Consider the following 11,064-nt stretch of genomic DNA (forward strand, 5'->3'; position numbering starts at 1 on the left):
GTTATTTCTGAGTTGATTGCTTTTTTAGCGTTTACATAACGGCTTCGATGAACGCTTTGGCAGCTTCCGCGTTGATCGCGTTGCCGTAGGCGCGCAGTCGTCCCACTCGGGCGGTAGCCCCATGAGCCAGCGGGAATGTGCCGGGTTCAACTGGCCGGAATTTCTCGTCCCGGCATCCGAGCCAGTCAGCAGCTCTCCAGAAGCCGTTAGTCGGGCCGGGGAGCCCAACATCATTGCCATATCCCGCAGCATGAATCCTCCCGCACCTCTCGCTGCCTTTGCCTCCAAACTTTCCGCGCCCGTGGTGTCGCTGGTCGTACACGTTGGCCATCCGGCCAGATAGGCTTGCCGTGGTAATTGATCTACTCGATCCTTTCCATCGCGTTGAGCCACCATTCCAGGTGTGTCTTTGTGGTCCCGCACTGTCGGCGTTACCCACCCAGTAAATGCGGTCGCGGATGTGGGGAGCGCCGACGCCCGCAGACGGAAACGGGATCGCCCCGAAGGGGTAACCCAGCGCTTCCAAGTCAGCTTGTACAAGGTCGATCCAAGCATCTGCGTGTTTGCTCGCAACCTGCTCTCCAAAAATTGTTGGGGCTGGTCGCTTCTGTCGCTTACACCAGTTTTTGTGCTTGCTGATGAGATGATAAAAGGCAGGCCAAAGGTGGCGCTCGTCATCAAATCCAGTTCCTTTGCCTGCCGTGCTGAAAGGTTGGCACGGACAGGAACCGGTCCAAACAGGTCGATCATCAGACCATCCAGCGCGTCGAAGTGCATAGGACCATACGCCGACGCCGGCGAAGAAGTGGCATTGCGTGTATCCGTGAATGTCGTTTGGTCGTACATCTCTTATATCCCTTTCATCTACGTCGCCAGCAGCAATGTGCCCGGCTGTGATTAAATTGCGTAGCCATTGGGCTGCGCCTTTGTCATGCTCGTTGTAGTACGCAGCCATGTTCAGATTGCATCGACGGCTAATGGGGTGTTGAGATAGGCGGCGTAGGTTGCCCAATCCATCCCGATGTAGCAGGTCGAAGGGGGGCCAACTTTGTCAGAAGTCATAATGACCGAGACCGGCACGGCGCGGAAGCAGCCAGGCAAGCTGTGTTCCAGCTCAACCCAGGCGTGCAGTTCACCGTTGCCCAGGTCGCGCCGAAGGTCGTTGACGTAACCGGCCTGGATGCCTTCGTCGGTGTCGAATGTGACGCGGTCGCGTAGTTTCACGCTGACAGGTTGAATGGGCTTATTCATGGAAAGCCCCCGCGAGCAAGCCAACCACCAGGCAGAAGACAATGATTAGGGCCACGAAGGCCGACAGAGCGCCGTGGTAACGGATCTGGAAGCGTTTGAACGCTGGCTGGATGATTTCGGCGATGCCAAGCATGGCGAACGCCATGAGCGAATTTAGGCATGCGTGCATGAGTATTTTCATAGGTCGCTTTCAGTAATAAAAATTCGTGGGTAAGGGCAGGCGCCGAGGGCGGCCCAGGTCGTGACAAGGCGCTTGCGTGCCGTCATGTCGTTTTTTTCATACGCGGCCACTTCCTGCCGGCGCGCCTCTTCACACTGCGCATTCATCGCAGTGGCAAATTTGTCGGTTTCCCGCTCCAGGTCTTTCGACTTTTTATCAATTGCCGACCAGTCGGTCGGCTGATATGCCGGCTGCGGATTTTTTCTGATGAAATCAGCAAGCCGAACTGCTGTTGCTGCTATTTCTTCCGGCGATAAAACCGAAGTGGAAATTTTCTTTTTTAATTTTTTCGTACAGTTATTTACACCAGTCCAAGGTACGTCAAAAGCCACAGCCTTGGCGGCGCCGACGACTGTCCACTGATAGCGGACCGATTCGTACACCGCGTGAGGATTCCATGCGTGATAAATCCCGCATGGCTTGTCCATCTCATAGGTGGCGTACTTGCCTTCGACCACGGTGCTGCGCGTGGCGATTTTGACGAGACCCTTGCGTCCGACAGTGGGGCCGCCCTGGGCCAGCAGGTAATCGCGGTAGGAGGCTTGTTTGATGGTCTTGACGGTTTTGACACGCTTGCCATCGACCACATTGATTTCGGTGGCCTTGATGCTCTGTGCCGCCTGCCATGCCGATTTCACCGCTTCCGGCGCATGCAGGATGCTTTCGCTTTTGATGCGCCGTAACTCGCGCCAAGGGCCGACAGGTGCACCGCCGACCTGCTGAAACTGCCGGATGCCCCAGGTCTGCGCCCAATAGCAAACTCTCTGACTCGGCTTAATCAGTTCGTCGCCGACCAGGTCTTCCACCAAGATATGCTTTTGCCCATCTTCGATGACATGGTGTTCGCCCAAATTCTTGCCATCGGTGTTCTTGGTGACATACTTGATGATGTAACCAGCGGCTGTACCTTTGCCGGCTTCGATGCGCACCAGCTTGACCCGGTTCTTCTTGGCGCCGCGTTCGTCGCCGTCTTCGCGCATGGCATACGCCGTCATGACTTTCTCGTAACGCTCCAGGTGTTCGGGCGCGACGAACATCAGCATGTGCCAGTGCGGACAGCCGTCATGGTGTGGCTCGGCAATTCTAAAACCGTAGGCGTGGATGCCGTCGCGGTGTAGCTTGGAACGTATTTTTTTCCACACGTCGCACAGATAAGCTTGCGCATCGCGTGGCGTGGGTTCGCCAAATGCCTTGTATTTCGGGTTAGGTTCGCCGTTCTTGCTCAGGACGGCGTGATATTTACTCGGGGCAGTGATGGTGGCAAAGATGCCGACATGACCCAGGTCGAAGGCGATTTCTTCAAAGCCGCGTATCCGTGTCATCAATTCGCTGTGCCGAATGGACTTGTTAGCCGTACCGAGGGCGGCTAACGCTTCTAGGCTATAGACCTGACCGTTTTCATTCTGTATTTCTATGGACGCCAGCAGTTTGGCATTCTGCTTATTACGGCGCTGCTGGCGATAGGCAGTTTCGTTGCTGACATAAGCGCCGGCCTTGAAATGCGTAAAGCCCAGGCGGATCGCCATATGTTCGCAGCGGCGCGCATGGGCCTTGCGGATGCCTCGCAACCACCACGCCTTGTCCAAGGCCCGGCGGATGATTTCGGCTTCTTCCTTACCGGCTGGTGCGGCGACGCCGTGGCGGTCGCAGTGTTCACGAATGGCCGACACAATCGCGTCTAGCGATTGCAGGTTGGCACAGAACTGGTAACAGGCACGGGCGGCAGTGTCGGCGGCGCGATAGAGCGCTCCATCGGAAGCATCGGGTGGCAAAATAAAATGGTCGGCAGACCAGATCTCATCAATGACATCGACCTTGTGTTCGTGCTTTTCGTAACCGTCGCGGGCGAACAGATCGCGCAGGGCGCGGCCCATGCGCTTCGGCAGGCCAGTGATGCTCTCGGCGGAATAGAAGTGGTAGCTCATGCGGCTATGCCGTCCGATTCGTGACCCGCTGCCGGAAACTGGCAAGGCAACTCGCCGCCTTGCGCACAGCGCAGAACGATTTCAAGTTGCTTGATAAGCCGGCGGGCTTCGCAATGCAGCTTGCCGCGCTCCAGGGCGTTCAGCGATTGCAAGGTGGTGTCCCCCTTCTTGCTGCCAATGCCGGCCATGTGCGCCAGCATCTGGCGGTCACGCGGCGGGATGCCATTCCAGCGGCCAGCGCGTACACTTTCCTTGTCGCCAGCCAGCATGATGTAGGCGTGTGTCAGGTGTGTGTACGCAATGTCCTGGTGCGCCTGTTGAGAGTGGGTCGCCATGGCTTACCCTCCGATGATGCCGGTGGCTTGCAACAACGGGCCTGCCATCATCAGGAGGCAGCCAAGCGTAATCACGCCCAGATCGAGAAGAATGTTTTTCAATTTTTTCATGCTGTCGCCTCTTCATTGGTAATCAATTCACCCACTGCCAGCGCGTTCAGGCCGGCATCAAGATGAAGGCGCAGCGTGTGCTGGCCGGCGTCATGGAAATGGAAATTAACTTCTTGCGTGGTGTACATCCCTACGGTCGGATCTGGGTGCCGACGCGTCACTGCCGGATTCACCGTGATGCGCTTCAACATGGTGAGAGTCGTTTGCGCGGCCATGATCAGAGCGCCTCGGCTGGTTCGAAGATATATTTCGGCTGCCTGAAAATCGCCTTGTAGATGTATTTGCGGGCGTAGTGAACCAGCTTGCCCCGGCTGTTATTGGTGTGATTACAGGTTGGCATCGCACGGAGGTCATTGAAGCTCATGCCAGAAAATGCGACCAGAGGATCGATCTTGTAGTCTTGCAGGAAGATGAACCGGAAGCCGCCAACTGTGGCGCCAGCAAAGGCCGCTGAAAAATCATTTTCATCTGTCACCACAAGAGCCAGATTGCGCCTGCTTTCCAGCGGGATTTGCAGCCACTCATTGAATACGCAATCGTTCAACTGATCGACCTGGACACGGTCGGCGATGGTGAATCCGAGGCCGAGCCAAAGTAGCGTGATGGTGTTTTCCATAGTGATTTCCTTATTTCAGGGTGAGCGAATCCCGCATGCCTGAAATCAGGCATTGCAGGGAACAACGGGAGGAAGTAAAACGGACTAGCGGGGAATTACGGTGGAGCTAGGATGCGGAGGGTAGTCATATGTGCCTCAGTCATTTTTGAATAGCGCCAACTGATTGGCACAAGCATTGCGGACATGTTGGGAAACATGGATGCGAATATCAGGATTCGGGATTGCCGACATAGACAACGTGCGCAGCACTTCCAGGCTGGCGACGAAGCTATGACCGCAGTCAGGGTTCTGGCACATGTACGTGATCTCTTTCATCAGCTCGGACATAGTGCGGCTTTTAGCGGCGCGCACCCGGTGGCGGCAATGTGGACAGGGAATGCTGATGACTCTCATTGGGGATCGATTATCGAGATTTGCGATAAGTAAATTGGCTAATAATTGTTTTTTTTGAAATTAAACATGGGTGCCCAGGCGTTTTCCCCCATTCCTTTACGGAGCCATTCGGCACGAATTTGTTGTGCTGTAGTAGTATTCAATGGTTTTATATTCACTCTCATTTAGCTCCAATTGGAGCCAATAATATAGCTCCATTTGGAGCTGGTCAAGGTCTGTTATGAATATCGGGGAAAGAATTACGGAAGAGAGGAAGCGGTTGGACTACAGCCAAACAAAGTTTGCCTCTCTGGCAAAGGTCTCTTTGAGCAGCCAAAAGCGATATGAGTCCGGTGAGCGTGATCCTGACACCACATACCTAGAAAATCTTAAGCAAATTGGAGTAGACACATCCTATGTAATTACTGGGACCAAAAAAAATATCTGGCAAATCACATATGGCGAACATCTCTTGGACTTGGGACATGTCGTTGCCTCGGTACTCAATATTTCACCGGAGGAACTCGATATAGTGGTAAAAAAGGCTGGATTGATAGCAGATTCAGAGCCCTATAGAAAGATACCGGATTCCCGAGTAGACGAGAGGGTTGCCATTTTTGATGAATTTTTTTTCATAAACGCAAGCGCCTTAATAACGCAGAAAATAAATAAAAAATTTTCAGTAGATCAGCCTGTTGATTTTGAGCTGAATAGAGAGCTGCTGACTTTAATATTGGAGCGAATTGAGAGTTGTCTATCCGAAAAAAACTTAGAGATAACGGCTCGAAAGAAAGCTGCTGTAACCACCATGCTGTATCGCAGTTTCAGCGGTAATGGAAAAGTCGACACCTCAATAGTTGAGGAGGCCGTCGAACTGGCGTCTGGAATAGATCCATCTAATGCCGTAGGTGAAAAACAAGCGCAACTCGCGCACCCCATAACAGGGAAGAACCCTCAGATAAATTCGGGCAAAAAGAGCACCAATATTTCGGGTAACGCCACTGTTAAAATCGGCGGTAAAAAAAAGGACATCCTATAAAATTAGGCCGCGTCTATCCCTCCTGACATTCTCATACAAGGCTGTAGCCGATAAGAAAAAGCGCAAGAAGAAGTCGCGTTGCAAGGGGAAGGCCGGTAAAACAACCGGGAGCGGGATGATACAGGTTGCTGATCAGAAAATCACGCCTCGCTGGCGTTTTCCGCGATTATTTCCCGCCGTTCCTGAATCTTTGCCCACTCAAGTTTTGCTGAACGTACAGCCGATTGCTTACTTGCATAAATATGCACCAGTGTTGTTGGATGGGTTCGAGATTCTGCAAGCTGCTCCCCTTGTTTCTTGCTGACCTTATCGCGCCACGTCCACCGAGGGTCACGTAATTTCTGACCTCGCATCTAAGCAGCGATACTACTGACCGTCGCTGTTTTCTTTGATCACCTCGCGCCGCTCCTGAATTTTTCCCCATTCGAGTTTTGCGGCGCGTACGGCCGTTTGCTTGTTGGCGTAGACGTGCTGCAGTGTCTTTGTGCTGACCGTCGCGCCGACCGCCGGCGCCGTATGCTTGCCCTTGCCAGTGGAGGGTGCGAATTCCTGCCCGGTCTTCTTGGTGGCAAGGTTGCGCCACTTGGCGTACACGCCGGTAATTCCTGGATCTGGGTCGACCTCATCCTCGCGCTCAACTTCCGCTTCCTCGGTGCGCGTCTCCAGCTCGATGCTGCTGGTAAAGCCAGCATCGCTGATGCTGTGCCGGACCTTGGCCGTTAGCCACTCCTGATGATCAATATCGGTTTTGAATCCGACGACTTCCACCGGCGATTGCGGCATCAGCGCCGGGTCGCCAATTGCCAGCGACAATTCCAGAGTCGCGGCGCCGCGCTGGATGCGCTGCCACTCCGCGACGGCGGCGACGCGGGCGTCGGCCTCATTGGCATAGGTGGTGCGCAGCCGCTTGCTGTTGCCGGGCGCGCCGGCTACGACACTGCGGCGAAGGCCGTGCCGGTCGTCATGCCAGAACACGCGCACGCCGCTGTAGCTGTCGCGCTCGGCGCTATGGTAGCGGTGCCTGTCACCCAGGTTGCGCGTGATGCGGATCACAGGCAAGTCGCGGCCCGACGCCGTCTTGCTGCGGCCCGCCGGCATGAACAACAGCGTGTCATTTTTGACCGTCGCGGCAGCATCGTATTTCTTGCCCAGCCGGCGCAGGAATGCTGCGTCGCTCTCCCTGGTCTGGTCCAGATGTCCGATCTTTACACCCCGCAGCGCCTCAGCAATCCCGGCTTTTAGTTCCTGCTGAAACGCGATCACCTCGATCACTGCGCCCAGCGTGGTGTCGTGAAAGCTGCGCTCGACCGGCTGGCGGAACGTATCGATCAGGCTGGCCGTCCTGGCGCGCAGGGTCAGCAGATCCGGCGCGCCGCTGTGCTCGATCTCATCAACCGTAAAGACGCCCTTGTCAATCAAGCCGGATTCCTGCCAGCCGATCTGCACGTTGATCCTGGCGCCCTTGTTTGGTATCGCAAGCTGGCCGTCCGTGTCCGACAGGGTGATACTCAGTTCGTCGGCGCTGTCGCTGCGACACTCGGTTAGGTCGAGGCTGACCAGGCGCGGCGCGAATTTCCCCGTAATGTCCTGGCCGTCCAGCGTGATCTTGAAAGCAGGGATAGGGTAGTCCATCAGAACAGGCTCCGCATACTGTTGGCAACATTGTCAAACGTCGACATGCCGGTATTGATGGCATTGCTGGCGCTGTTGCTGATGCCCTCCAGGCTCAACATGTTCTTGATGCTGCCCAGGTCGCCCAGGGTATTGAGCAAGCCCAGCACGGATTCGTCGGTACGCTCCAGGGTGATGGTGAATTCGATCTTGCCGGCGTCGCCATCCTGCGCCAGCACCGTGCGGCCCTCAGTCATGCCGGTGATGACGTAGGACCCCAGGATGCGACCGGTCCCCGCAATCAGAATCCACGATTTTCCGGTGTCGCCCATCAGGCGCAAAGCGTCCAACGAATACACGCTGCCGGTCAGTTCCGGCGCGATCCAACCGGATAGCGTGATGGTGTCGTCGCCCTTGCCGGTGTACTGGCGTGCGTTACGGGCGCCGACCCGCGACGTACTCGGATGCTTCCAGTCGGTTTTGCGTTGCAGCTCCTGGTAAGCCAGGGTCGGTAAGCTGAAGACGAACATGCCCAGGGTCATCATCATGATAATAAAATCCTTAAAAGTGATTGTCGGACAGGCTGGAGCGCGTGCGCGCTGCCTTCTGTCTGTCTCGCTCTTCCATCGCCAGCATGACGGCGCGGGCAATCGCTTGTTCGTCCATGCCAGGCATGGTCTGCACGGTGATCTGGATCGTGTCGCCCTGGACAACGACGCCGGCGCCGGTGGCACGCGGCGCAATGGGCGGGCGCGTATCGAAGGACAGCGCCGGCATGGCTGTTGCGCCGATGGCAATCCCGGCGCCGAGCTGGGTCAAGCGCTTGGCAAGACCGCTGACCTGGTTGATCGGCGCATCCTGTCCGTTCTCGATACCCAGCGCCAGCCCCTCAGTGATAAAGCCACCGAATCGGCTAAAGACACGGCTAGGGCTGTGGATCTCCTGCTCCTTCGCAAAGGTCATGCCGACCATGGCCCCCAGTTGCTTGATTTTGTCTTTCAAGAAACCAAAGCCCGACGAGATTCCATTGACCAGGCCCTGGACGATGTTGGCGCCGAACTCGGTAAATGTCCCCGGCAGCTCAACACCGAACCAGCTCATGACCCCGGCGAATGCCTTATAGAACAGTCCCAGCGGCGACCAGTTCACGATTAACGCGCTGACGCCGCCAATACCGCCATCGAATGCTGTTTTCACATCCGCCCACAAGCCGCCGGCAAAGGTCTTGATGGTTTCCCATACGCGACTAAACCGCTCGGTGATGCCGTCCCACAGATCGCTAAAGAAAGCCTTCAGGGGTTCCCAATTTTTATAGATCAGGAAAGCCAGCACCGCAATGAGGGTAATCAGCAATACAATCGGGTTCGTCAACAAGGCGCGGCCTAACCACAGAACAGTTTTACCGATCGCCATGAAGCCGCCGCCAATACCGCGCAGGATCGGAGATAACACGCCACCACTAACGCCCATTTTGGCGAACAAGACATGCAACATGGCATAGGGTCCGATCAAGGCGGCCAGGCCCAGCATCAGCGGCCCTAGCACCACCAGAATGCCGGCCAGGATGCCAAAGCCCACAATCATCGCTTTGGCCGTGGCCGGGTTGCGCTCCATGAAGCCATTTAAACCTTCCAAGGCGGCGGTCACGTTGTCGATAGCGCTGGAATACAGCGGCAAGATCTTCTCGCCCATGGTCAACTGGAGGTTGACCAGCTTGGCGTGCGCGTCCATTTCCTTGCCGGCGGCCTGTTCGCGGGCCAGCGGTTCGAGCTGGTCCACATCGTAAGCGCCTTCGTTCAGCTTCCGGTTTTTATGGATCTGGGCGCGCTGCAAGTACATGTTCGCCATCAAGTCGCCAGCCTTGCGATTGGTGAACAGGCTGCCGATGGTATCCAGTACCTTGGTGGGCTTGGTGATACCGTTCTTCGCCAACTGAGGCAACAGGACTTGTTCCATCCACTCGAATTGGCTTTTCTTGAACAGGTCGGACCCCAAGAGTGCACCAGGATCAAGCTGCGCAGTCTGACCGACCTTGTCATGTTTCACTTTGGTGTGATCGCCAATCAGCCCCAGCTTGTCCAGGTTCATCGCGGCCCGTTTGCTGGTGCGTCCCTGGTATAGATTGTTATAGCTCGACATCAGGCCGTTACCGACGCCAAAGCCGCCCAGCTCCTGCACCAGTGGTTCCAGCTCATAGTAAAACGACTTTTCATCCATGCCCTTGGCAGCGATGCCGCCGGTCTTGATGAGGTTTAGCCATTCGGTCGGGCCGACCCGCCCGCCGGTGGCGGAAATGACTTTCTGCACCATGTTGGCTTGTTCGTTGAATTTCTCCGAGCTGGCCGTGCCGCCACGCACCTCGATGACTTTCAACATGTCCATGAACTTGCGCTCATTTTCGCCGCCGGCTTCCTCGCCATAAAACGCCTTGTTGGCGAATTTCATCTTCGCCAGCATAGGCGCCACCATCTGCGCATGCGGCAGATCACCGAACACGGACATGCTGTCGCGCACCAGTTCCAGGTTTTCGGCGTGGCTGGTGCCGTAGGTCTTCATGTTGCGGGCGTAGCTCTCGGCGTCGGCGCTGACCTTCGGTCCCAGGCCCAAGGCAGTAATGCGGCCCTTCTCGGTCTGGTAGTGCTTCGCCTCTTTCAAGCCTGTAACCAAGGGGGCGCCCACGGCGGCGCCGGCGACAGTCGCGCCGATGCCGGCGGCCGCGACATTGCCGGCGGTGGTGCGCAGCTTGTCGGCATGCTGGCGGGCGCCGGCCACCTTCTGCTGTTGCGCGCCGACTGCTGCCAGCTTCTTCTGCTGGGCGGTGAGTTCGGCGTTGGTAAAGGCGATGCTGTCTTTCAGCCAGGTCTGTGCGCTGCCCAGCTTGCGCGTATCGATGCCGGCGCCGGACAAGCGCGTGCGCAGGATCTGCATTTGTTCGCCTTGCTGTTGGCCGGCCTGTTTTAACGCGCTGGCCGACTTCACGGCGGCGTTAAATTCGCGGGTCATGGCACGCGTGGGCGTCGTGGTCTGCTGCATTCGCTGCGCCAGGGCGGCAATCTGCTGTTGCGTCTCGCGCAGCTTGCCAGAGCTGATCTGCAAGCCGGCATTCAGTTCGCGGAAGCGCCCAACATCTTTTTGCTGGGCGTTCAGTTCCTTCAATCTGTCATTGTTGGCCTTGATGGCTTTGCCCGGGGCGGACGATTCGCCGGTGATCTTTTTCAAAGGGCCGGTCAGCTTGTCCAGCGCCGCGAAGACCACCTGTAACCGCAATTGCTTGTCGCTCATATTGAGAAATCCTATTCTTCCGCGCCGCTGCGCACCCTGGCGCGTTCGCGCCAGGCCATCAATTCCGATACTTCCAGCTCATCCATGGCCTGCGGCGGCCAATGAAACACCACCGCAATATCGGCCATGGGGTCTTCTACTCGGTCCGGAAGGCCGCCAGCCGATCCGCTCTCTTCACCAAAAAAATGGCAACCTCCGCGCCGATCTCGGTCAGATCCGCCGGGTCCATGCCGGCGACTTCGTGCGCGGTCAGGGTCGGTTGCGTGATACGCGGCAAGACGGTCTGCAAGGCGGCCACGCTC

Annotated in this window: 13 protein-coding genes; 1 reads left to right on the top strand and 12 read right to left on the bottom strand. The window is 56.6% G+C overall.

The genetic code is table 11. The features are described 5' to 3' along the window. Positions 1 to 31: 31 nt before the first annotated feature. From VNZ65_RS14445 to VNZ65_RS14480, 8 genes are all read right to left on the bottom strand, one after another. Entirely contained in the window at positions 32 to 955 is a 924-nt protein-coding gene (locus VNZ65_RS14445) for a DNA cytosine methyltransferase (protein ID WP_325670143.1), read from the bottom strand. A gap of 2 nt (positions 956 to 957) precedes the next feature. Next, positions 958 to 1,251: a hypothetical protein gene (locus VNZ65_RS14450; RefSeq protein ID WP_325670145.1), complete on the bottom strand. Its 294-nt coding sequence runs from the start codon at positions 1,249 to 1,251 to the stop codon at positions 958 to 960. Beyond that, positions 1,244 to 1,420, bottom strand: a complete 177-nt coding sequence (locus tag VNZ65_RS14455) for a hypothetical protein (RefSeq protein ID WP_325670147.1) — start codon at positions 1,418 to 1,420, stop codon at positions 1,244 to 1,246. Before VNZ65_RS14455 ends, VNZ65_RS14450 begins: the two co-directional genes overlap by 8 nt. An 8-nt stretch (positions 1,421 to 1,428) precedes the next feature. Continuing rightward, positions 1,429 to 3,396, bottom strand: coding sequence for a replication endonuclease (locus VNZ65_RS14460; RefSeq protein WP_325670149.1), 1,968 nt, complete (start codon positions 3,394 to 3,396; stop codon positions 1,429 to 1,431). After that, the gene (locus VNZ65_RS14465; protein ID WP_325670151.1) at positions 3,393 to 3,731 is read right to left on the bottom strand and encodes a hypothetical protein; all 339 of its coding nucleotides are present in this window, start codon (positions 3,729 to 3,731) and stop codon (positions 3,393 to 3,395) included. Before VNZ65_RS14465 ends, VNZ65_RS14460 begins: the two co-directional genes overlap by 4 nt. 107 nt (positions 3,732 to 3,838) lie before the next feature. Continuing rightward, complete coding sequence (locus tag VNZ65_RS14470) at positions 3,839 to 4,057, bottom strand: hypothetical protein (protein WP_325670153.1); 219 nt, start codon at positions 4,055 to 4,057, stop codon at positions 3,839 to 3,841. Positions 4,058 to 4,059: 2 nt separating this feature from the next. Beyond that, positions 4,060 to 4,458 carry a hypothetical protein gene (locus tag VNZ65_RS14475; protein WP_325670155.1) on the bottom strand — a complete coding sequence of 133 codons (399 nt, stop codon included), beginning with the start codon at positions 4,456 to 4,458 and terminating at the stop codon, positions 4,060 to 4,062. Positions 4,459 to 4,593: 135 nt separating this feature from the next. Then, positions 4,594 to 4,851 (bottom strand): ogr/Delta-like zinc finger family protein, encoded by a 258-nt coding sequence (locus VNZ65_RS14480; protein ID WP_098495405.1) that lies wholly within the window; start codon positions 4,849 to 4,851, stop codon positions 4,594 to 4,596. 220 nt (positions 4,852 to 5,071) lie between these two features. On the opposite strand from VNZ65_RS14480, the gene VNZ65_RS14485 reads away from it, so the two are divergent. Beyond that, positions 5,072 to 5,869: a helix-turn-helix transcriptional regulator gene (locus tag VNZ65_RS14485; protein ID WP_325670158.1), complete on the top strand. Its 798-nt coding sequence runs from the start codon at positions 5,072 to 5,074 to the stop codon at positions 5,867 to 5,869. Between the two features lie 366 nt (positions 5,870 to 6,235). On the opposite strand, the gene VNZ65_RS14490 is transcribed toward VNZ65_RS14485, so the two are convergent. The 4 genes from VNZ65_RS14490 to VNZ65_RS14505 are packed head-to-tail and all read right to left on the bottom strand — an operon-like array spanning position 6,236 to position 10,890. Beyond that, positions 6,236 to 7,501, bottom strand: a complete 1,266-nt coding sequence (locus tag VNZ65_RS14490) for a contractile injection system protein, VgrG/Pvc8 family (protein WP_325670160.1) — start codon at positions 7,499 to 7,501, stop codon at positions 6,236 to 6,238. Next, entirely contained in the window at positions 7,501 to 8,028 is a 528-nt protein-coding gene (locus tag VNZ65_RS14495; protein WP_325670162.1) for a phage tail protein, read from the bottom strand. The genes VNZ65_RS14490 and VNZ65_RS14495 overlap by 1 nt, the downstream gene beginning before the upstream one ends. Before the next feature lie 13 nt (positions 8,029 to 8,041). After that, a complete protein-coding gene (locus VNZ65_RS14500) occupies positions 8,042 to 10,762 on the bottom strand; it encodes a phage tail protein (RefSeq protein ID WP_325670164.1) in 2,721 nt (906 codons plus the stop codon). A gap of 11 nt (positions 10,763 to 10,773) precedes the next feature. Further along, positions 10,774 to 10,890, bottom strand: coding sequence for a GpE family phage tail protein (locus VNZ65_RS14505; protein ID WP_082793033.1), 117 nt, complete (start codon positions 10,888 to 10,890; stop codon positions 10,774 to 10,776). Positions 10,891 to 11,064 lie beyond the last annotated feature (174 nt).

Source organism: Collimonas sp. (genome assembly GCF_035566555.1).
In the GTDB taxonomy this organism is placed as follows: domain Bacteria; phylum Pseudomonadota; class Gammaproteobacteria; order Burkholderiales; family Burkholderiaceae_D; genus Collimonas.